Genomic DNA, 20,490 nt, shown 5'->3' on the forward strand with positions numbered 1-20,490 from the left:
CGCTGCGACTCCGCTCGACCGGGGGTCACGGAAGGGGCCCGGTTCAAGTCAGGGCGTCGCGCCCGGCTTGCTGGGCCCCTACCCACGTCGCCCGTCGAAACAAACCTGCCGAACCCCCCGGACCTTCGGAGTGCAATCGATGACCTCGACGCCACCCACGCCCGACCGGCCGCGCCCCCCGCGTACCGCGGCGGTGATCCCCGCGGCCGGGCGGGGCATACGGCTCGGACCGGGCGCGCCCAAGGCCCTCCGGGCGCTCGGCGGCACGCCCATGCTCATCCACGCGGTACGCGCCATGGCGGCCTCCCGGGCCGTCTCCCTCGTCGTGGTCGTCGCCCCGCCGGACGGCGCGCCCGAGGTGAAGCACCTCCTCGACGAGCACGCCCTGCCCGAGCGCACCGACTACCTGGTCGTTCCCGGTGGTGACACCCGGCAGGAGTCGGTGGGCCTCGGCCTCGACGCGCTGCCCGAGGACATCGCCGTCGTCCTGGTCCACGACGCCGCCCGCCCGCTGGTGCCGGTCGACACGGTGGACGCGGTCGTCGAAGCCGTACGGAACGGGGCGGCCGCCGTCGTTCCCGCCCTGCCGCTCACCGACACCGTCAAGGAGGTCGAACCCGCCGAGGTGGCCGGGGAGCCCGAGCCGGTGCTCTCCACCCCCGTACGGGCCAGGCTGCGCGCGGTGCAGACCCCGCAGGGCTTCGACCGGGACACGCTGGTACGGGCCCACGCCGAGGTCGCGCTCGACGGCGAGGGTGCCACGGACGACGCGGGCATGGTCGAACGCCTCGGCACGCCGGTCGTCGTCGTCCCCGGCCACGAGGAGGCGTTCAAGGTGACCCGGCCGCTCGACCTGGTGCTGGCCGAAGCGGTACTCGCCCGCAGGAGGGCCCACGATGGCTTCTGAGACCCCCGCCGCAGCCCCCGGCGCCCCCGTCATCCCGCTCGTCGGGATCGGCACCGACATCCACGCCTTCGAGGAGGGCCGCGAGCTGTGGTGCGCGGGCCTGAAGTGGGAGGGCGAGGGCCCCGGTCTGGCCGGCCACTCGGACGCCGACGTCGTCGCGCACGCCGCCTGCAACGCCCTCTTCTCCGCAGCCGGCCTCGGCGACCTCGGGCGGCACTTCGGCACCGGCCGCCCCGAGTGGTCCGGCGCCGCCGGCGTGACCCTGCTCACCGAGGCCGCCCGGATCGTCCGCGCCGAGGGGTACGAGATCGGGAACATCGCCGTCCAGGTCGTCGGCGTACGCCCCAAGATCGGCAAGCGCCGCGACGAGGCGCAGAAAGTGCTGTCCGCCGCCGTCGGCGCCCCGGTCTCGCTCTCCGCCGCCACCTCGGACGGCCTCGGCTTCACCGGCCGCGGCGAGGGCCTCGCCGGGATCGCGACGGCGCTGGTCTACCGGGCGAGCTGACCTGGCCGGGTCCGTGGGGGCCCGCCATAAGGCCGTTCGCAGGCCCGCGCGCCGGGGGCCGCCCCCGCGCCTTACTGCACATCGCTTGCACGTACGCTGATACCGCAAGCGATGTGCCGTACGAGGCAGGAGTGATCCCCGGTGACGAGCGCGACGGGTGTGGCGGCCGCGACGGCTGGGGCGAGCGCTGCGAGCATGGCCACGGCGGTGGCCGGGGCGGAAGCCGGCCCCAGGGGCGAAGCGTCCGGGTACGTCCTGCGCACCGCCACCACCGACGACCTCGGCGGCGCCCGGGCCGTGATGCTCGACACCGTCTACCGCGACCTGAATTCCGGCTACGTACCCCGCTGGCACGCCGACATCATCGACCCCGCGAGCGCCTACCTCCGCCCGGAGCGCTGCACGCTGCTCGTCGTCGAGCACGGCGGGGAGATCGTCGCCACCGGTGCCGTACGCGACCGGGGGCCGCAGGCCCCGCCCAATCCGTGGTGGGTGGCCGACCGCTTCCCCTCCGGGACCACCGCGCAGCTCTGCCGGATCTATGTGCGCCCCGAACACCGCAGGCACGGGCTGGCCCGTCAACTGGTGCGTGAGCTAGGGGAGTTCGCGGCGCGGGTGGGTGGCTACGACGCCCTGTACCTGCACACCGACCCGGCCGTTTCCGGCGCCGAGCCGTTCTGGCGCTCGCTCGCCCGCGAGGTGTGCGACGAGCGCGGGCTGCCGGGCGGTGGGCAGGGGATCGTCCACTTCGAGCTGCCGGTGCCGCTGCTGGGCCGTCGCGCGGGCACCCACCCCGCCGGTTAGATGACAATCGTTTTCATGTAGGGTCGCCCGCATGCCCAGCACCTCCCCCCGCCGCCGCGTCGCCCTGCCGCTCGCCGCCGCCGCACTCCTCGTCCCAGCCGCCACTGCCTGCTCCTCCGGCGGGGCAGGCGGCTCCGGCGCGTCCGGCGGGGACCAGCGGCTGAAGGTCGCCATGGCCTTCCCGCCCGCCCAGGCCATGTCGCCGTACGGGGACGACGCCGTCACCCTCGGCCGCCTCGCCGTCGTCGAAGGCCTGACCAGCCTGGACAAGAACGGCGACGCCAAGCCCGCCCTCGCCACCGCCTGGAAGCGCGACGGCGACCTGGCCTGGGAGTTCACCCTGCGGAAGGCGGCCTTCCAGGACGGAACGCAGGTCGACGCGGCCGCCGTGGTCCGCTCGCTGGCCGCCGCCCAGAAGGCCTCACCCAAGCCTCGGGTGCTCTCCGACTCCACGCTCACCGCGACGGCCGAGGGAGCCGACACCGTACGGGTCACGACGAAGACCGCCGACCCGCTGCTGCCCCAGCGGCTCGCCAACCCCTCGCTCGCCGTCCTCTCCGCCGCCGCCTACAAGGGCAACGGCAAGGTCGACCCCGCCGGGCACGCCACCGGCCCCTTCACCCTGGCCAAGGTGAACGGCGCGGTCAGCGCCACCCTGGAGCGCAACGACACCTACTGGGGCACCAAGGCCGAGGCCCCCGGCATCGACGTGAAGTTCGTCGCCGACGGCACCGCCCGCGCCAACGCGCTGCGCACCAAGGACGTCGACATCGCGGAGTACGTACCGATCTCGCAGGCCGCCCTCCTCGGCGACAACCTGGTCCACGAGTTCCCCACCGCCCGCACCAGCGGCCTCTCCCTCAACACCGAGCGCGGCGTCTTCGCCGACCCGGCGATGCGCGCCGCCGCCCGCGAGGCCATCGACTCCAAGACCCTGGCCGACGGCGTGTACGAAGGCCGCGCCGACACCGCGCAGGGGCTCCTCGGCCCCGGCGTCCGCTGGGCCGCCGAGCTGCGCACCGCCCCGACCGGACGGGCGAAGGCCGCCGCCCCGGCCGAGGTCGCGAAGACGAAGGAGATCGTCCTCGCCACGTACACCAACCGGCCCGAACTCCCCGAGGCCGCCACCGTCGTCCAGCAGCAGCTGGAGAAACGCGGCTTCACGGTGAAGCAGGTCGTCCGCGACTACGCGCAGATGGAGGCCGACGCGCTCGGCGGGAGATTCGACGCCTTCCTCCAGGCACGCAACACCCTTCTCGACACCGCCGACCCGCTCTCCTACCTCGCCTCCGACTTCACCTGCGACGGCAGCTTCAACATCAGCCAGCTCTGTGCGAAGCCCGTCGACACGGCCGTCTCGAAGGCCACCTCCCTCGCCGACAACGACGCCCGCCACCGCGCCGAGATGACCGCCGAGGCGGCGATCCTCGGCGCCGACGCACTCGTCCCGCTCGTCCACGAGCGGTTCATCCAGGGGTACGACGACGCCCGGGTCGAAGGCGTCGCCCTCGACCCGATGGAGCGCACCCTGATCACCGCCGACACGCACATCGGATGAGCGCGTGAAGTACCTCGCCGGGCGGCTGGTCACGCTGCTCGCCGTCGTCGCGGTGATCGGGCTGCTGCCCCGGCTCACCCGCACCGACCCGGCCCGCACGATCCTGCACGCCCGGTACGCCGACCGGGAGCCCACCCCGGAGACCCTCGACGCCATCCGCGCCGAGACCGGACTCGACGGCGGGCCCCTGCACGTCCTCGGCTCCTGGCTCGGCGGGCTGCTCCGGGGTGACCTGGGGGAGTCCTGGGTCTCCGGACTGCCCGTCGCCCCCGACGTCACAGCCGCGCTCGGCAACTCCCTGACCCTGATGGGCGTCTCGCTGTCCGTCGCCCTCCTCCTCGCCCTCGCACTGAGCGCCCCGACCCTCCGGCACGGGGCCGCGCGCCGGGTCGTGCGGGTGCGCGCCGGAGTGGGGGCGGCGGTGCTCGCCGCGCTGCCGGAATTCCTGCTCGCGGCCGTACTGGCGACGGTGTTCGCCGTGCACCTGGGGTGGTTCCCGGCCCTCGGCTGGGGCGCGCCCGGCCAGCTCGTGCTGCCCGCGCTCGCCATGGGCGTCCCCGCCGGGGCCCTCCTCGGCCGCCTCCTGGACGACGCCCTGCCCGGCGCCTTCGCCGAACCGTGGGCCCGCGCCGCCACCGCGCACGGCCTGCCGCGCCGCCGGATCGCCGCCCACGCCCTGCGCCGTACGCTGCCGGGGCTGCTGCCCCAGGTGGGCCTGGTCACGGTCGGGCTGACCGGGGGAGCGGTGGCCGTCGAGACGCTGTTCGCCGTCCCCGGGCTCGGGAGTACCGCGCTCGCCGCCGCCCTCGCCCAGGACCTGCCCGTCCTCCAGGCGTGCGTCCTCGTCCTGCTCCTCCTCGGCATCGCCGCCGGGCTCGCCACCCGCCTCGCCGCCCGCGCCCTCCTCGGCCCGGCCCTCACCGAACGCGCCCTGCCCACCCTCGTCACCCCCGAGCTCCCCGGCCGCCGCGCGCTCACGATCGTCGCCGTCCTCCTCGGCACCCTCCTCCTCGCCGTCACCGTCGCGGGCCTCCTGCGCGACCCCCTCCACGTCGACACCGCCGCCCGCCTCGCCGGCCCCTCCGCCGCACACCCCTTCGGTACCGACAACCTCGGCCGCGACGTCCTCGCCCGCCTCGGCCACGGGGCCGCCAGGACCGCCCTGGCAGCCGTCGCCGTCGGAGCCGTCACCCTCCTCCTCGGCCTCGCCCTCGGAGCCGTGCGCGCCGGAGCGCTCACCGAGACCGCCAACGCGCTCCCCGCCGTCCTCGCCGGCCTCGTCGTCGCGGGACTCGCCGGACCCGGCCCCTGGGGCGCCGCAGCCGCCGTGGCCGCCGTCGCCTGGGCGCCGCTCGCCGCCCACACCGCCGCCCTGTACGCCCAGGAGAAGGCCGCACCCCACCTCACCGCCGCCGTCGCCCTCGGCGCGGACCGGGCCCGCCTGGTCCGCCACCACGTACTCCCCGGCGTCCTCCCGCCCGTCGCCCGCCACGCCCTGCTCCGCGTCCCGGCCCTCGCGCTGGCCCTGGCCTCCCTCGGCTTCCTCGGGCTCGGCACGCAGGCGCCCGCGCCGGAGTGGGGCCGGATGCTCTCCGAGAACATGCCGTACGCCGAACGCGCCCCCTGGGCCGTCCTCGCGCCCGCCGCCGCGCTCGTCGTCCTCGGCACGCTGGCGGTCCTCACCTCGGCCGCCGCGCGCGGGCGCACCCCGGCGGGTGCGAAGTGAGCGCGCGCGTGGAGAGGGCGCAGCCCCGGACGAGCACCCGCGCACGCCCCCGCACCGCGAGCTCCGCCACCCCCTACCTCCGCCTCCTGACCACCACCCAGTTCGCCTTCAACATCGGCTTCTTCGCCGTCCTGCCCTACCTCGCCGCCCACCTCGGCAGCGGCCTCTCCATGGCGGGGTGGCTCGTCGGGCTCGTCCTCGGCCTGCGCACCTTCAGCCAGCAGGGCCTCTTCGTCGTCGGCGGCGCCCTCACCGACCGCTACGGACCCCGGCCGGTCGTCCTGGCGGGCTGCGCGCTGCGGATCGCCGGCTTCGGCTGGCTCGCGTACGCCGGTTCCACCGCCACCGTCATCGCGGCCGTCCTCCTCATAGGCTTCGCCGCCGCCCTGTTCTCGCCCGCCGTCGAGTCCGAGACCGCCCGCGAGGCCGTCCGCCACGAGCAGACCACCGGCACCCCGCGCGCCCAGGTGCTCGCCCTGTTCTCCGCCGCCGGACAGGCCGGGGCGTTCCTCGGGCCGCTGCTGGGCTCCCTGCTCCTGCTGCTCGGCGGCGGCTTCCGGGCCGCCTGCCTCGCCGGGGCCCTCGTCTTCGTCGCCGTACTCGCCGGACACGCCCGCCTGATGCCGCGCCGGGAGGAGGCAGAGAACGGGGCCCTCACCCGTACGGCCCAAAGCGCCACGACCTGCTCGGCGGCATCCTCCTGGCGGGCGGTCCTCACCAACCGGCCCTTCCTCGTCCTCTGCCTCGCGTACAGCACCTACCTCGTCGCCTACAACCAGCTCTACCTCTCCCTCCCCGCAGAGGTGGAGCGCGCCACCGGCTCGCAGGCCGCGCTCGGCTGGCTCTTCGCGCTCTCCTCGCTGCTCGTCGTCACCCTCCAGCTGCCGCTGACCCGCCGGTCCGCGCACCGGATGGCCCCGCGCACCGCCCTGGTCACCGGCCTCACCGTCGTCGCCGCCGGATTCGCCGTCGTACCGCTCACCCCCGGCGGGCCCGGCGGCCTGCTGCCCGGCGCGGTCCTCGTCGTCCTGCTCACCCTCGGCCAGATGCTGCTGGTCCCCGCGGCCCGGGGCATGGTGCCGGACCTGGTCGTCGACCGGCGGCTCGGGCTGGCCACCGGAGCACTCTCCTCCGTCTCCGGCCTCGCGGTCCTCGGCGGCAGCGCGGCCACCGGGGCCCTCCTCGGCGCCCCCGCCCCGGTCCTGTGGGCCGTGCTGGCCGCCGTACCGTTGGCCGGAGCCGCCCTCGCGTTCACCCTTCCGGCGGGACACGGAGGGAAGTACGGGCGACGCGGGAAGTAACAGAGGGGGCGCGAGGTTGGGGGGTAGGACCGCAGGGCAACCGACACCGGACCACCCGGCCACTCAGGAGGACGTACGTCATGACCGCCGCACTCTCCACCGAACTCAAGAACCTTCTCGACACCCCGGTCTTCGTCAACATCGCCACCATCCAGCCGGACGGCAGCCCCCAGGTCTCCCCGGTGTGGGTGAAGCGCGACGGCGACGACCTCCTGATCTCCACCACGGTCGGCCGCCGCAAGGAGACGAACCTCCGCCGCGACCCGCGCGTCACCGTCGTCGTCCAGCCGGCCGACAACCCGTACACCTACGCCGAGATCCGCGGCCGGGCGGAGCTGACCACGGAGGGCGGCCAGGAGCTGATCGACGAGCTGTCGCTGAAGTACACCGGCAAGCCGTACGCGGAGTTCAACCCGAACTCCGCCCAGGACGACCCCCGGGTCGTGGTCCGGATCACCCCGCGCAAGGTCGTCGGCCGCATCTGAGGAGCCCACGAGAGCCCCCCGAGAGCCCCACAGAGCCCCCGAGAGCCCTCGGCGGGGCTTCCCCGACCAGGCCGGTATCAGAAAGTTGCCCCCGCGATCGCCCAAGGGTCGCGGGGCACTGGTGTCGGCCTACTACCCTTGAGGCGTGACTATTCGCCTGCACGACACCAGCGCCCGGCAGATCCGTGACTTCGTCCCGCTCACGGCGGGCTGTGTCTCGATCTACCTCTGTGGCGCTACCGTCCAGGCCGCACCGCACATCGGGCACATCCGTTCCGGGCTGAACTTCGACATCATGCGCCGCTGGTTCACCTACCGCGGCTACGACGTGACGTTCGTCCGGAACGTCACCGACATCGACGACAAGATCATCAAGAAGTCCGCCGAACAGGGCCGCCCCTGGTGGTCGATCGGTTACGAGAACGAGCGCGCGTTCAACGACGGCTACGACGCGCTGGGCTGCCTGCCGCCCACCTACGAGCCCCGTGCCACCGGCCACATCACCGAGATGATCGAGATGATGCGCGGCCTCATCGAGCGCGGCCACGCCTACGAGGCGGACGGCAACGTCTACTTCGACGTCCGGTCCCTCCCCAGCTACCTGGAGCTCTCCAACCAGGAGCTGGACGACCTGCGCCAGCCCTCCGGCGAGGGCGAGACCGGCAAGCGCGACCAGCGGGACTTCGCCATGTGGAAGGCGGCCAAGCCGGGCGAGCCCAGCTGGGAGACCCCCTGGGGTCGCGGCCGGCCCGGCTGGCACCTGGAGTGCTCGGCGATGGCGCACAAGTACCTGGGCTCCGCGTTCGACATCCACGGCGGCGGACTCGACCTGATCTTCCCGCACCACGAGAACGAGATCGCCCAGGCCACGGCGTACGGCGACGCGTTCGCCAACTACTGGGTGCACAACGCCTGGGTCACCATGTCCGGCGAGAAGATGTCGAAGTCGCTCGGCAACTCCGTCCTCGTCGGCGAGATGGTCAAGCACTGGCGCCCGATCGTCCTGCGCTACTACCTGGGCACCCCCCACTACCGCTCGATGATCGAGTACAGCGAGGAGTCCCTGCGCGAGGCCGAGTCCGCGTTCGCGCGGATCGAGGGCTTCGTCCAGCGCGTCACCGAGAAGGCGGGGGAGGTCGTCGCCCCCGCCGCCGAGGTGCCGCCCGCCTTCGCCGAGGCGATGGACGAGGACCTGGGCGTGCCGCAGGCCCTCGCGATCGTCCACACCACGGTCCGCCAGGGCAACAGCGCGCTCGCCGCCGACGACAAGGAAGCCGCCGTCACCCGCCTCGCCGAGGTCCGGGCCATGCTCGGTGTCCTCGGACTCGACCCGCTGGGTGAGCACTGGGCGGGCGAGGGCGACCGGGGCGAGGACCTCCACGGCGTCGTCGACACCCTCGTACGCCTGGTCCTCGACCAGCGGCAGTCGGCCCGCGAACGCAAGGACTGGGCCGCCGCCGACGCCATCCGCGACCAGCTCAACCAGTCCGGACTCGTCATCGAGGACAGCGCCGACGGTCCGCGGTGGACGCTCGCACCGCGCTGAGCGCACCCTCTGAGCAGGGCAATGGTGCCGCCCGGCGATCCGGGCGGCACACTGAGACGTAGACGATCCGCATACGCATGTAGATCGCAGATTTACAGGAACAGGTAGGTCATGGCCGGGAACAGCCAGCGCAGGAACCGCCGCACGTCCAACAAGAAGGGCATGCAGGTCGGCAGCGGTGGTCAGCGACGCCGTGGTCTCGAAGGCAAGGGACCCACGCCGCCCGCCTCCGCCCGCAAGGGACACAAGAAGAACCGGATCGCCGGCGCCCAGGCCAAGCAGGCCGCGGCCCGCCGCCCCGCGCCCCGACGCGGCGGCGTGAAGGGCACCTCCGAGATGGTCGTGGGCCGCAACCCGGTCTACGAGGCCCTGCGCGACGGTGTGCCCGCCACCACCCTCTACGTCCAGCAGTACATCGACAACGACGAGCGCGTCCGCGACGCCCTCAAGCTCGCGGGCGAGCGCGGCAACATCAACCTGATGGAGGCCCCGCGCCCCGAGCTGGACCGGATGACGAACGGCCTGAACCACCAGGGCCTCGTCCTCCAGGTCCCGCCGTACGAGTACGCGCACCCGGAGGACCTCACCGCCGCCGCGTACGACAACAACGAGGACCCGCTGATCGTCGCCCTCGACGGCGTCACGGACCCCCGCAACCTCGGCGCGATCGTCCGCTCGGTCTCCGCGTTCGGCGGCCACGGCGTGGTCGTCCCCGAGCGCCGCGCGGCCGGCATGACCGCCGGAGCGTGGAAGTCCTCGGCCGGTACGGCGGCCCGCACCCCGGTCTCCCGGGTCACCAACCTGACCCGCGCCCTGGAGGGCTACCAGAAGGCGGGCCTCACGGTCGTCGGCCTCGCCGCCGACGGCGAGCACACGGTGGAGGACCTGGAGCAGCTGGCCGGTCCGGTCGTCATCGTCATCGGCAGTGAGGGCAAGGGCCTGGGCCGCCTCGTCGGCGAGACCTGCGACTACCGCGTCCGGATCTCCATGCCGGGCGGCGCCGAATCGCTCAACGCCGGCGTCGCGGCGGGCATCGTGCTCTACGAGGTGGCGCGCCGCCGCGCATAGCCGCGTACCGGCGAGCCCGTACGGCGTTCGCGCGGTGACCACCTCGGCAACGGGGCGGCCCGCTCACCGAGTTGACGCGCGAACGCCGAACAGGGTTCCAGGATGCCCGAGTTTGGCCGGATCTTGACGGGTCTCGGACACATCGGGCCCGTCAAGGCAGTGTCCTAACCACCCATCACTCGGTTAGATGAGTGTGGACACCAGAACGCCTCGGTTCGACGAGCAACCCGCCCTGAGCATGACCAAGGTGGACAGCGACCCCGCGCAGGTCATCGTCAACCACGCCAGCTTCCGGGTGCAGCTCGCCCCGGGCCAGCGCGCACGGCTGCGCGGTCTCGCGGACACGGCCCGCATCCCCGCCATGAGCGGTGCCGGCGGCGGCCGCAGGCGGGCACCGGTCGTCTGGAGCGGCAGATCGGCCCCGGGCGACCCCGGCGCCACCGGCCTCCTCCAGGCCGTACGCAACTCCACCGCGGGCCACCTCGACACCGCGCTCACCGCCGGGGCCGCGGACAGTCACGCGGCGGGCGCGACCCAGGTCATCCCGCTCCTGGAGGAGACGCAGCCCAACCCCGTACTGACCGCCCCGCACCAGCCCGGCCGAACCGGCCCCCTCCTGCCGCCCATGCGCCAGGCCGTCGGCGCGTACGACTCCGTCGACCTCGAACCGGACACCCCCGGCACCGGCGACGACCGCGACGACGAGGAGACCTCCGAGGCCCGCGCCCGACGCCACGGCAACGACCCCGTCCGGCACGCCTACTACCCCGGCCACCGGATGAACCTCGGCGTCGTCCTGTTCCCCATGCGGGTACTCCTCGGCTTCATCTCCATCTACGCCGGCATGGGCAAGCTCTGCGACCCCGTCTACTTCGACGGCGGCGAACGCGGCTCCATGGTCAAGTGGCTGACCTCGCTCCACCCCTGGGCCCTGGCCGAACCCCTGCGCGACTTCGCCCTCTCCCACCCGGTCGGCGCCGGACTCACCGTCGCCTTCCTCCAGGTCGTCGTCGGCGTCCTCACCGTCCTCGGCCTCTGGCAGCGCGTCGCCGCCTCCGTCGGCGCCCTGCTCTCCGCCGCCCTCCTGGTGACCGTCAGCTGGCGCACCGTCGCCGTGTACGACGCGCCCGACATCATCCTCCTGGCCGCCTGGAGCCCCCTGATCATCGCGGGCGCCCCCGTCTACTCCGTCGACGGACGCCTCGCCGGAGAAGCCTGGCGCAGGCTCGGCCCCCGCTCCGAGATCTGGGACCTGCGCCGCCGCGTCCTGCGCCGCGGAACCGTCATCGCCAGCGTCGTCATCGGCCTCACCCTCCTCATCGGCTCCATCCTCGGCGGCGCCGTCCGCTCCACCGAGGTCGTCACCGTCCCCGGCCGCAACGACAACCCCACCAACCGCCTCCCCGGCATGCCGCTCCCCCAGGAGTCCACCGGCGAACGCCAGGCCTCCCGCACCCCCCAGGAGCAGGAGCGCCGCCCCGAGCCCACCCGCTCCGGCGAGGCCACCACCCCCGCCACCGGCGGCCAGGCCACCACCCCCGGCGCCACCCGCGACTCCGGCGGCGGCCAGAGCACCGGAACCGACGCCCAGCCCAGCCAGACGCAGGGCACCGGTCAGGAACCCCCGCAGCAGACCACCCCCCAGCAGCCCCCCGCCGCCACCAGCGCCGGCCCCACCTCCTCCGGCTCCACCAGCGGAGACGGCTCCACCGGCGGCGGCTCGGAACCCGAAGCCCCGCCCGCCACCACCACCGGCGGCGGCGAAGGCACCACATCGGGCGGCGGCTCCACCGGCGGCGGCCGCAACCCCATCGGCGGCCTCCTCGGCTGACGCACGGCACAGCAACGCAAAGGGGCGGCCCCCACCTACGGTCAGGTGAGAGCCGCCCCTCGTGCCCCTGTCGCGTGCCGTACGGGTCAGCTGCCGCCCTGGGCGCCCAGCTCACGCGCCGCCTCGGTCAGGTCCTTCGCCGTGTCGATCGCCCGCCAGTACGCCCCATGAGGCAGCGGATACCCCGCCAGCCGCCGCTCCCGCGCCAGCCGCGGGAACGTCGTCCGCTCATGGTCACCCTGATCCGGCAGCATCCCCGTGAAAGCCGGGGAGAACACGTACACCCCCGCATTGATCAGATACGGCGAAGGCGGCGACTCGATGAAGTCCGTGATGTGCCCGAACGCGTCCGTCTCCACCGCACCCCACGGAATCCGGGGCCGGGCGAGAGCCAGCGTGGCCGTGGCGTCGCGCTCCGCGTGGAACGCGGCCATCTCCCGCAACGAGAAACGCGTCCAGATGTCCCCGTTGGTGGCATACCAGGGCTGCTCCGGAGCGGGCAGCCCCCGCGCCGCGTACTTCAGCCCGCCGCCACGGCCCAACGGCTCCCTCTCCACCACGGTCGTGACCCGCAGCGGCAGCACGGCGGACTCCAACCACTCCTGGAGCACCTCGGCGAGATGCCCGCAGGAGACCACGGCATCGGTCACGCCCTCGGCGGCCAGCCAGGAAAGCTGATGGCCGATGATCGGGGTCCCGGTACCCGGGATCTCGACCATCGGCTTCGGACGGTCATCGGTGTACGGCCGCAGCCGCGACCCCTGGCCACCGGCGAGGATCACGGCCTGCGTCGGATACGTATGCATGGCACGCACGATATGCCGTGCCCGCACACAGCAGTGGCTGCCGTCGCCCGACAGCTGAAGGGCGACGGCAGCTCCGCACGGCTCCGAACGGCTCGGCTCAGCTGAACTGAGCCACCCCCGAGGCGAACGAGGTGTCGCAGACGGGACGGGAGAAGCGCTGCGCGCGCGTCGGGCCGTACTGCTCGACCGCGGCCTTGCCGAGCGCCCGCGCGATCGACATGCAGTGCCGCGCCAGCGACGGGCGCTGCTCGACGGCACGCTGGAGGCCCGTGAGCGCGGTGCCCGGGTCCTTCTCCTGGAGCTCGACGAGCAGCTTGTCGCGCAGGATGTCCTGGGCGGCGCGGGGCTTGGCGGGCTTGGACACGGTCTCCGAGGAGGCGGCCAGCAGCGTGGAGTCTTTGTCCGTTGCCGCCCACGGAACGCTGGTGACCGCGAGGGTCCCGGAGAGCACCATGACGACGGGCAGGACGAGGGCGAAGGATCGGCCGATGCGCCGAGCGGTGTGGGTCACGCAGCGAGCGTAGCGTTCGGTGGCGACTTGGTGACCTTTCGTCACTCCCCCGGGGGATGGTTCGACGCGCCCTTTCGAATGCCAGGTTGACGAGCCGGGGGGAAATGCCCTGTGTGCCGGGGTATTTGACGTCGCCCGCCACCGAAACCCGAACCCGCCCCGGACCATGCAAACGGCCCCGTGCCTCCCTCGAAGGGGGCACGGGGCCAAGCGTAGGTGACGGTGTCAGCCGGGTGACGGCGTCAGTTGGTGAGACGCTCACCGGTCGACGTCGCGAAGACGTGCAGCTCGTCCGGGCGCGGGACGACGTGCAACTCGGTGCCCTTCTCCGGCACGGCACGGCCACCGACGCGGACGACCAGGTCCTTGTGCTCACCGGCGACCTGCGCGGAACCGTAGACGAACCCGTCGGCGCCGAGCTCCTCGACGACGTTCACGGAGACCGCGAGACCGGCCGGCTCGTCCGAGGCGTCCTTGCTCAGGGCCTTCGCGGCGGCGCCACCGTGCTCGACGATGTCGAAGTGCTCGGGGCGGATGCCGACCGTGACGGTCGTGTCCCCGCGGTCCGCGGCGGCGGACAGCGCCTCACGCGAGACCGGGACGACGCTGTTGCCGAACTTCACGCCACCGTCGGTGATCGGGACCTCGACCAGGTTCATCGCGGGGGAGCCGATGAAGCCGGCGACGAAGAGGTTCGCCGGGCGGTCGTACATGTTGCGCGGCGAGTCGACCTGCTGGAGCAGCCCGTCCTTCAGCACCGCGACCCGGTCGCCCATGGTGAGGGCTTCGACCTGGTCGTGGGTGACGTACACGGTGGTGATGCCGAGGCGGCGCTGCAGCGAGGCGATCTGCGTACGCGTGGAGACACGGAGCTTGGCGTCGAGGTTCGACAGCGGCTCGTCCATGAGGAAGACCTGCGGCTCCCGCACGATGGCCCGGCCCATCGCCACACGCTGACGCTGACCACCGGAGAGCGCCTTCGGCTTACGGTCCAGGTAGTCGGTGAGGTCCAGCATCTTGGCGGCCTCTTCGACCTTCGCCCGGATGTCGGTCTTGTTCACACCGGCGATCTTCAGCGCGAAGCCCATGTTGTCCGCGACGGACATGTGCGGGTAGAGCGCGTAGTTCTGGAACACCATGGCGATGTCCCGGTCCTTCGGCGGCAGGTGCGTGACATCGCGGTCACCGATGCGGATGGCACCACCGTTGACGTCCTCGAGACCCGCGAGCATGCGCAGGGAGGTCGACTTGCCACAACCGGAAGGACCGACGAGGACGAGGAACTCACCGTCCGCGATGTCGATCTCGAGCTGGTCCACAGCCGGCTTCGTGGAGCCGGGGTAGACGCGGGACGCCTTGTCGAACGTGACACTGGCCATGCTGAATCTTCTCCTCCACCGGCAGGAACGTGCCGGACGATCCGAGTAGGGAGTGGTCTGGTCCACTTGAGTGAACCTGCGGTGACGTTACCTGGCGCTCGTGTGTCCTGTCAGTACCTCGTGGGTCACGAAAAGCCCGCCGGGTGAACGGGGAGGGGATGCCAGAGCGACGTACTTTTGACCCGGCCCCCGCTGGGGTCCTTCCTGCTTCAGCGTCCGCCGCCGACCGGACGCCACCCTGAAGGTGACGCCTCGCCGGTCTCACGCGGACTCCACAGGCATCACGGCCGACGGCCCGTCGGTCCGGCACGCACTTCTTTTCGTCTTCCTAAGCCGACTACGACGTCAGTACCACGTCGGGCATCTCGGATGCCCTGATCATTGATGGCACGGCCCGCCCCGGTGGCAGCGTCGACGCCACCAGCGCGTACACGCGCATGCCTTCCTCCCGTAGGTTCCGCGCCGCGTTCACATCGCGGTCGTGCACCGCACCACACCCGCCGCACGACCAGCTGCGGACGGCCAGATCCAGCTTCGGCCCCGTCACCCCGCACGCCGAGCACCGCCGGGTCGAGGGAAAGAACCGGTCCACGATGATCAGCGTCCGGCCGTACCACGCGCACTTGTACAGCAGCTGCTTGAGCAACGCGCCCCACGAGGCATCCAGGATGGCCCGGTTCAGCCCGGCCTTTCGCCGACGGCCCTTCCCCTTCGGTGACCGTACGAGAGAGGCGATGGCCAGGTCCTCCACCACGAGCACTTGGTTCTCGCGCACGAGGCGGGTGGTGAGTTGGTCCAACGCGTCCCTGCGGACATCACCGATCAGGGCGTACAGCCGGGCGATCTCCTGCCGTGCCTTCTCCCTGTTCTTCGATCCCTTCTGCTTGCGGTGCAGGCTTCGCTGAAGTTGTGCGAGCTTCGCCCCGTACTTCTTGAGCAGCCGGGGGTGGTCGACCTTCTCCCCGTCGTCCAGCGTGACCAGCGCGGCCAGCCCGAGATCCAGACCGACCGCCGTCGGCGCACCACCGTCCCGCAGGAACACCGGCGGCAACGGTTCGATCCGCTCCTCCACCAGCACCGAGACGAAGAAGCGCCCTGCCCGGTCACGACTCACGGTCAGCTTCACCGGCCGCGTCCTTGCCGGTAGCGGTCGGGACCACCGGATGTGCAGCGGCCCGGACTGCTTGGCCAACGAGATCAGCCCCGTCCCCGGCCGTTCCGGGTCCTCCGCCCAACGGAAGCCCGTACGGACATAGGTCGCGGAGTCACGGGAACGGTTCTTCTTCTTACGCCTCGGGTGCTTGGTCGTCCCTTTGAGGAACCGCCCGAACGCGGCATCAAGATGACGAAGCGCCTGCTGGAGAACGGTCGACGACACATCCTGCAGCCATCGCGTCCCCTCGGCGTTCCGCCAGCCTGTGAGGGCCCGGCAGGACTCGGCGAACCCGAGCGACACCCGGTGCTCGCGCCAGGCCCTGTCCCGCAGGGCGAGGCCCTCGTTGTAGGTCCAGCGGCAGGCGCCGAAGGTCTTGACCAGCTGCTCGGCCTGGGTGGGGGTGGGATAGCAGCGGTACCGGTAGACACGCTGGCGGGTGTCGGCTTCCGGTGTCCGCCGCTGCATCGGCAGGGCCACCCGCTGCTGGTGTTTGACCCGGTCGGGAACGCCCAATGCCTCGCGCTTGACGCGCTTGGCCTCCGCACCGGTGACGCGGTTCCGCCCGTCCTCCTCTGTGGCCTTGACCACGACCCCTCCCCTGGTCCGATATGCGGATGGCACTCCAGTGCGTTCAACGAACAGCTGAGTGAGTGGTTACGGTCCTCCGATATGCCTGTCCGTGTGGGGGCGGGGCTGTGTAGAGTTGTGACGTCTCGACGCTTGCCTTCAGCGTGCGTCGTCGCCTCCTTAGCTCAGTCCGGCCCAGAGCGGTTGTCTTGTAAACAACAGGTCGTCGGTTCGAATCCGACAGGGGGCTCAGTGCGAAACCCAGGTCAGATGCTCTCTGACCTGGGTTTTCTTGTCTTTCTTCGACGAGTGGGCGGTCCTGCGGCCCTCCTGCTCCATGCGGAACTTCGCCGGGACGCTGGCCGATATCGACCGGGCCATCGCGGGGGGTGCGGAGGGCCGGACGACCGGGACCGTCGAGGCGGGGACCAGGGCCAGGATCAGTGCGCCGACCGCGAGGGCGGGTACGGCGACGACCCAGAACAGCACGCGCCAGCTGGTGTTCTGCGCGCTGGCGGCGGCTAAGGGCAGGCCGAGTGAGCCGCCCACGCCCAGCGACGCGCTCATGATCGCGATGGACGGGCCGAGCTTCTTCGCCGGGACGACGTCCCGCAGCAGGCTGATGCCGAGCGGCACCACGCCCATGCCGAGGCCCTGGAGCCCGCGTCCGGCGATCATCGGGATCACGGAGGAGGACAGGGCGCAGACCGCCGAACCGAGGATCAGCGGTACGAGGGAGGCGAGCGGTATCCGCCGCTTGCCGTACACGTCGCCGAGCCGTCCGGCGACGGGCGTGGAGACCGCGGCGGCCAGCAGGGTGGCGGTGATGTGGCCGCGCGACTGACCCACCCGGCGCTCTTGACCCTGTCCTGGTGTACTGGAGGTACGGGGCCTGGTCGATCCGGACAGGGATGGGGATGGATGTTCATGAGCCGCCGCCGTCTTCGTACGCTTCCCAAGGCTCTGGCCTGCGGAGGTGCCGCCGTCCTGCTGACGACCGCCTTCGTCTCCGCCGCCCCCGCCGACCGCACCGAACCCCGTACCGGGACCGCCGTCCTCGCGATCCCCGCCATCGGCGTCGCGGATCTGGACGTCGTGCCGTACGAGGGGACCACCGACGACGTCCCCGGCAGCCGGATCCAGGACCGGGGCGTCGCCTCCAGTCCGTACGGGGAGGAGGGCGGGGTCGGGCCGGGAGATGTCGGCAACTACCTCGTCACCGCGCACCGGCTGAGCGCGGGAGGTGTGCTGCGGGATCTGCCGGATCTGGGCAAGGGCGATCCCGTGTACGTGGAGGAGGAGGGCACCCGGTACACGTACGAGATCACCGCGACCCGGCAGACCTCCTTCCGCAGTGAGCGTTCGCTCGCCGAGCAGCGGGCCGAGGTGCCGGGCAGGCCCGGTGAGGAGCCGACCCGGGCGATGATCACGATCTCCACCTGTGCGACGCCCGAGGACGACGCGGCCGGGAACTTCTGGCGGGACGGTCTCGGCAACCCCGAGCACCGGATCGACAAGGTGGGTGTGCTGGTGGCCGAGAGCCCTGTGCCGTAGTCCGGCCTCAGTGGCGGCCCGAGATGCGGTCCGCCGCCTTCGCGATGGGGTCGGTGCCGGGGCGCGGTGAGGTCGTCTCGCGGCGGTCGGCGCCCCGGTAGGCCGCGTACAGGCCGTGGACGCCGAGCCAGCGGAAGGGTTCCGGTTCCCATCGGCGGACCTTGTGGTTGACCCAGGGGAGCGTCGTCAGGTCGGTGGTGCCCGCCTGGCCGGAGTCCTGCTGGATCAGGTCGCGCAGGGTGCGGGCGGCGAGGTTGGCGGTGGCGACGCCCGAGCCGACGTACCCGCCCGCCCAGCCGAGCCCGGTGGAGCGGTCCAGGGTGACGGTGGCGCACCAGTCGCGGGGGACACCGAGGACGCCGGACCAGGCGTGGTCGATGCGGACGCCCGCGGTGGTGGGGAAGAGGCGGACCAGCAGGTCGCGGAGGGCGGTGATGGTGGCGGGCTGGGTGCGGCCGTCGTTGTCGGTGGCGGAGCCGTAGCGGTAGGGGTAGCCGCGGCCGCCGATGGCGATGCGGTCGTCGGCGGTGCGCTGGGCGTAGAGATAGGCGTGGGCCATGTCGCCGAGGGTCTCGCGGCCCTCCCAGCCGATGGTGTCCCAGATGCGGGCGGGGAGGGGTTCGGTGGCGATCATGGAGGAGTTCATCGGGAGCCAGGTCCGCTTGAGCCCCTTGAGGCCGGCTGTGAAGCCCTCGGTGCAGCGCAGGATGTAGGGGGCGCGGACCGTGCCGTACGGGGTGACGGCGTGCTTGGGCTTGATCTCGGTGACCGGGGTCGACTCGTGGATGGTGACGCCGAGCGCCTCGACGGCGTCCGCGAGGCCCTTGACCAGCTTGGCGGGGTGGAGGCGGGCGCCGTGCGGGGTCCAGGTGGAGCCGACGGCCCCGGTGACGTGGACGCGCTCGGCGGTCTCGCGGGCGCCGCGCAGGACCCGGTCGGTCTCCCCGAAGGCGATCTCGACGCTGTGGAAGTCCTTGAGGCGGGCGAGCTGCGCCGGGGTGTGGGCGATCTCCAGGACGCCACCCTGGTGGATGTCGGCGTCGATCTTCTCCTCGGCGGCCACCCGGACGACCTCGCCGACCGTCTCGTTCATCGCCTTCTGGAGCCGTACGGCGGCGTCGTGGCCGTGCAGCTTGGCGTACCGTTCGCGGCCCGCGATGCCGTTGTACAGCCAGCCGCCGTTGCGGCCGGAGGCCCCGTAACCGCAGAACTTGGCCTCCAGCACGGTGATGTTGAGGAAGGGGACGGCCTTCTTGAGGTAGTACGCCGTCCAGAGCCCGGTGTAGCCGCCGCCGACGATGCAGACGTCGGCGCTCGCGTCGCCGGGGAGGGGTTCGCGGGGGGTCGGTGTGCCCTCCTGCGCGTACCAGAACGATATGCCGCCGTTGACGGTACTGACGGTGCTCATGATGCCCCTGGTGTCCCTGTCCGGTGTGCCGGTGCCCCGTGCCCGGTGTGATGCCGAGCGTATGTGTGGCGGGACGTTACTGCGCGGCGGGGGCCCGGCTGTTCTCGGGGCCTGGTCCGATTGACGCGCGCCCCTAGGATCCAGGGCGTGATGGACATCCCGGACGAGCTGATCGCCACTCAGTACGCATACAACGGGGCGGCCGGGCGGGCCTTCGTCGCCGCGCTGCCCGGCCTCGCCGGCCGGTTCCTGGAGGAGTGGGGGCTGCGGCGGGACGGGGCCGCGATGTACGGCATGTGCGCGCTGGTCCTGCCGGTGGTGCGGGAAGCGGACGGGGTGCCGGCCGCGCTGAAGCTCCAGTTGGTGGACGAGGAGACGGTGGGCGAGCCGGTCGCGCTGCGGGTCTGGGGTGCGGCGGGGGCCGGGTCTGTGGAAGTGCTCGGCCACGACCCGGGGACGGGGGCGCTGCTGCTGGAGCGGCTGGACGAGGGGAGGCCGTTGTCGGGGATGGCCGGGGGCGGTGGGGTTCCCGGGGGGAGCCGTCTCGTGGGGGAGGTGGCCGACGCCCGGCGCGCGGTGACGGTGCTCGGTGGGGTGCTGGCCCGGCTGGCGGCGGTGCCGGCGCCGGAGGGGCTGCGCACGTTGGGCGATGCGGTGGAGCGGATGCTGGCGGCGGCTCCGGAGGCGGTGGGGCGGCTGGCCGACGGGGCGGAGCGGCGGCTGCTCGCGGACTGCGCGGCGGCGGTGCGGGAGGTGGCGGGCGAGCCGGGGGACCGGTTGCTCCACTGGGACCTGCACTACGACAACATCCTGGCGGGGCGGGCGGACGCGGGGCGGGCGGGAGATTGGGTGGCGCTGGACCCCAAGCCGCTGTCGGGGGACCCGGGGTTCGAGCTGTTCCCGGCGCTGGACAACCTGTTCGACGCCGGGGAGGTGGTGTGGCGGTTCGACGCGTTGACGGAGGCGCTGGGCATGGAGCGGGACCGGGGGCGGGCGCGGGCCTGGACGCTGGGGCGGGTGCTCCAGAACGCGGTGTGGGTGGTCGGGGACGGGCAGCGTGGACTGGTTCCGGTCCATGCGGAGATCGCGCGGCGGCTGCTGGCGGTGCGGTGACCGCGGGGCGGTAGGGGCGTTGTCACCGGTACCGCCGGGCAGTACCGGGGCGTGGTCACCGGGCACTTCGGCCATGCGCCGTGGAGCGCGGCTACGAGCGGCTGGAGTGGTCGTTGCTGAGCTGGAGCGCCCGTTCATGGCGTTCTACGAGTCCCTGGGCGCGCGGACGCAGGACGAGTGGACGGTGTACCGGCTGGCGGAGGGGGCGCCAGCGCGGCTGGGGGCGGCGGGCGACCGGGTGGGGACCTGGGGTCCGGCGGCGTAC

The 20,490-nt window shown here is 72.6% G+C and carries 17 protein-coding genes, 1 tRNA gene and 2 pseudogenes; 14 read left to right on the top strand and 6 right to left on the bottom strand.

The genetic code is table 11. From position 1 onward, the window contains the following. The first annotated feature begins 139 nt into the window (after window positions 1–139). The 10 genes from ispD (at window position 140) to AMK21_RS11860 (ending at window position 11,731) form a co-directional block, all read left to right on the top strand. Window positions 140–907 carry a 2-C-methyl-D-erythritol 4-phosphate cytidylyltransferase gene (ispD, locus tag AMK21_RS11815; RefSeq protein WP_073876985.1) on the top strand — a complete coding sequence of 256 codons (768 nt, stop codon included), beginning with the start codon at window positions 140–142 and terminating at the stop codon, window positions 905–907. Then, window positions 897–1,412: a 2-C-methyl-D-erythritol 2,4-cyclodiphosphate synthase gene (gene ispF, locus AMK21_RS11820; RefSeq protein ID WP_073876987.1), complete on the top strand. Its 516-nt coding sequence runs from the start codon at window positions 897–899 to the stop codon at window positions 1,410–1,412. Before ispD ends, ispF begins: the two co-directional genes overlap by 11 nt. 195 nt (window positions 1,413–1,607) lie before the next feature. Beyond that, the gene (locus tag AMK21_RS11825) at window positions 1,608–2,216 is read left to right on the top strand and encodes a GNAT family N-acetyltransferase (protein WP_073876989.1); all 609 of its coding nucleotides are present in this window, start codon (window positions 1,608–1,610) and stop codon (window positions 2,214–2,216) included. Between the two features lie 31 nt (window positions 2,217–2,247). After that, window positions 2,248–3,774, top strand: a complete 1,527-nt coding sequence (locus tag AMK21_RS11830; RefSeq protein ID WP_073876991.1) for an ABC transporter substrate-binding protein — start codon at window positions 2,248–2,250, stop codon at window positions 3,772–3,774. Between the two features lie 4 nt (window positions 3,775–3,778). After that, the gene (locus tag AMK21_RS11835; protein ID WP_073876993.1) at window positions 3,779–5,500 is read left to right on the top strand and encodes an ABC transporter permease subunit; all 1,722 of its coding nucleotides are present in this window, start codon (window positions 3,779–3,781) and stop codon (window positions 5,498–5,500) included. An 8-nt stretch (window positions 5,501–5,508) separates the two neighbouring features. After that, window positions 5,509–6,801 carry an MFS transporter gene (locus AMK21_RS11840; RefSeq protein WP_079181141.1) on the top strand — a complete coding sequence of 431 codons (1,293 nt, stop codon included), beginning with the start codon at window positions 5,509–5,511 and terminating at the stop codon, window positions 6,799–6,801. An 80-nt stretch (window positions 6,802–6,881) separates the two neighbouring features. After that, window positions 6,882–7,286 carry a PPOX class F420-dependent oxidoreductase gene (locus AMK21_RS11845; protein WP_073876997.1) on the top strand — a complete coding sequence of 135 codons (405 nt, stop codon included), beginning with the start codon at window positions 6,882–6,884 and terminating at the stop codon, window positions 7,284–7,286. A gap of 145 nt (window positions 7,287–7,431) precedes the next feature. Further along, on the top strand, window positions 7,432–8,832 hold the full coding sequence (gene cysS / locus AMK21_RS11850) for a cysteine--tRNA ligase (protein WP_073876999.1): 1,401 nt from the start codon (window positions 7,432–7,434) through the stop codon (window positions 8,830–8,832). A 111-nt stretch (window positions 8,833–8,943) separates the two neighbouring features. After that, the gene (gene rlmB / locus AMK21_RS11855) at window positions 8,944–9,900 is read left to right on the top strand and encodes a 23S rRNA (guanosine(2251)-2'-O)-methyltransferase RlmB (protein WP_073877001.1); all 957 of its coding nucleotides are present in this window, start codon (window positions 8,944–8,946) and stop codon (window positions 9,898–9,900) included. A 187-nt stretch (window positions 9,901–10,087) separates the two neighbouring features. Beyond that, window positions 10,088–11,731: a DoxX family membrane protein gene (locus tag AMK21_RS11860; protein WP_234421906.1), complete on the top strand. Its 1,644-nt coding sequence runs from the start codon at window positions 10,088–10,090 to the stop codon at window positions 11,729–11,731. 86 nt (window positions 11,732–11,817) lie between these two features. Here AMK21_RS11860 and AMK21_RS11865 read toward each other — a convergent pair whose 3' ends face one another. The 4 genes from AMK21_RS11865 to AMK21_RS11880 form a co-directional block, all read right to left on the bottom strand. After that, window positions 11,818–12,537 (bottom strand): nucleotidyltransferase family protein, encoded by a 720-nt coding sequence (locus AMK21_RS11865; RefSeq protein WP_073877005.1) that lies wholly within the window; start codon window positions 12,535–12,537, stop codon window positions 11,818–11,820. A gap of 97 nt (window positions 12,538–12,634) precedes the next feature. Further along, complete coding sequence (locus AMK21_RS11870; RefSeq protein ID WP_018511057.1) at window positions 12,635–13,048, bottom strand: hypothetical protein; 414 nt, start codon at window positions 13,046–13,048, stop codon at window positions 12,635–12,637. Window positions 13,049–13,290: 242 nt separating this feature from the next. Continuing rightward, a complete protein-coding gene (locus AMK21_RS11875; RefSeq protein ID WP_073877007.1) occupies window positions 13,291–14,427 on the bottom strand; it encodes an ABC transporter ATP-binding protein in 1,137 nt (378 codons plus the stop codon). A 337-nt stretch (window positions 14,428–14,764) separates the two neighbouring features. Beyond that, window positions 14,765–16,171, bottom strand: a complete 1,407-nt coding sequence (locus AMK21_RS11880) for an RNA-guided endonuclease InsQ/TnpB family protein (RefSeq protein ID WP_073877009.1) — start codon at window positions 16,169–16,171, stop codon at window positions 14,765–14,767. 153 nt (window positions 16,172–16,324) lie between these two features. On the opposite strand from AMK21_RS11880, the gene AMK21_RS11885 reads away from it, so the two are divergent. Next, window positions 16,325–16,400: transfer RNA gene (locus AMK21_RS11885), tRNA-Thr, on the top strand. 140 nt (window positions 16,401–16,540) lie between these two features. On the opposite strand, the pseudogene AMK21_RS11890 reads toward AMK21_RS11885, so the two are convergent. Then, window positions 16,541–16,978, bottom strand: a pseudogene (locus tag AMK21_RS11890) (MFS transporter); the annotation flags it as partial. A gap of 93 nt (window positions 16,979–17,071) precedes the next feature. On the opposite strand from AMK21_RS11890, the gene AMK21_RS11895 reads away from it, so the two are divergent. Continuing rightward, on the top strand, window positions 17,072–17,704 hold the full coding sequence (locus AMK21_RS11895; RefSeq protein WP_107429911.1) for a class E sortase: 633 nt from the start codon (window positions 17,072–17,074) through the stop codon (window positions 17,702–17,704). A gap of 7 nt (window positions 17,705–17,711) precedes the next feature. On the opposite strand, the gene AMK21_RS11900 is transcribed toward AMK21_RS11895, so the two are convergent. Continuing rightward, window positions 17,712–19,112 (bottom strand): NAD(P)/FAD-dependent oxidoreductase, encoded by a 1,401-nt coding sequence (locus tag AMK21_RS11900; protein ID WP_073877011.1) that lies wholly within the window; start codon window positions 19,110–19,112, stop codon window positions 17,712–17,714. A 147-nt stretch (window positions 19,113–19,259) separates the two neighbouring features. Here AMK21_RS11900 and AMK21_RS11905 point away from each other — a divergent pair, with 147 nt between their 5' ends. After that, complete coding sequence (locus AMK21_RS11905; RefSeq protein WP_079181142.1) at window positions 19,260–20,225, top strand: aminoglycoside phosphotransferase family protein; 966 nt, start codon at window positions 19,260–19,262, stop codon at window positions 20,223–20,225. A gap of 80 nt (window positions 20,226–20,305) precedes the next feature. Then, a pseudogene (locus AMK21_RS35970) lies at window positions 20,306–20,454 on the top strand (GNAT family N-acetyltransferase); the annotation flags it as partial. Between the last annotated feature and the right edge of the window lie 36 nt (window positions 20,455–20,490).

It is taken from the genome of Streptomyces sp. CB00316, from assembly GCF_001905595.1.
In the GTDB taxonomy this organism is placed as follows: domain Bacteria; phylum Actinomycetota; class Actinomycetes; order Streptomycetales; family Streptomycetaceae; genus Streptomyces.

What these genes read in the sequence shown, in the direction of transcription:
- ispD (WP_073876985.1), top strand. Translation starts at nt 140, where the DNA reads ATGACCTCGACGCCACCCACGCCCGACCGGCCGCGCCCCCCGCGTACC.
- ispF (WP_073876987.1), top strand. Translation starts at nt 897, where the DNA reads ATGGCTTCTGAGACCCCCGCCGCAGCCCCCGGCGCCCCCGTCATCCCG.
- AMK21_RS11825 (WP_073876989.1), top strand. Translation starts at nt 1,608, where the DNA reads ATGGCCACGGCGGTGGCCGGGGCGGAAGCCGGCCCCAGGGGCGAAGCG.
- AMK21_RS11830 (WP_073876991.1), top strand. Translation starts at nt 2,248, where the DNA reads ATGCCCAGCACCTCCCCCCGCCGCCGCGTCGCCCTGCCGCTCGCCGCC.
- AMK21_RS11845 (WP_073876997.1), top strand. Translation starts at nt 6,882, where the DNA reads ATGACCGCCGCACTCTCCACCGAACTCAAGAACCTTCTCGACACCCCG.
- rlmB (WP_073877001.1), top strand. Translation starts at nt 8,944, where the DNA reads ATGGCCGGGAACAGCCAGCGCAGGAACCGCCGCACGTCCAACAAGAAG.
- AMK21_RS11860 (WP_234421906.1), top strand. Translation starts at nt 10,088, where the DNA reads ATGAGTGTGGACACCAGAACGCCTCGGTTCGACGAGCAACCCGCCCTG.
- AMK21_RS11865 (WP_073877005.1), bottom strand. Translation starts at nt 12,537, where the DNA reads ATGCATACGTATCCGACGCAGGCCGTGATCCTCGCCGGTGGCCAGGGG.
- AMK21_RS11875 (WP_073877007.1), bottom strand. Translation starts at nt 14,427, where the DNA reads ATGGCCAGTGTCACGTTCGACAAGGCGTCCCGCGTCTACCCCGGCTCC.
- AMK21_RS11895 (WP_107429911.1), top strand. Translation starts at nt 17,072, where the DNA reads ATGTTCATGAGCCGCCGCCGTCTTCGTACGCTTCCCAAGGCTCTGGCC.
- AMK21_RS11900 (WP_073877011.1), bottom strand. Translation starts at nt 19,112, where the DNA reads ATGAGCACCGTCAGTACCGTCAACGGCGGCATATCGTTCTGGTACGCG.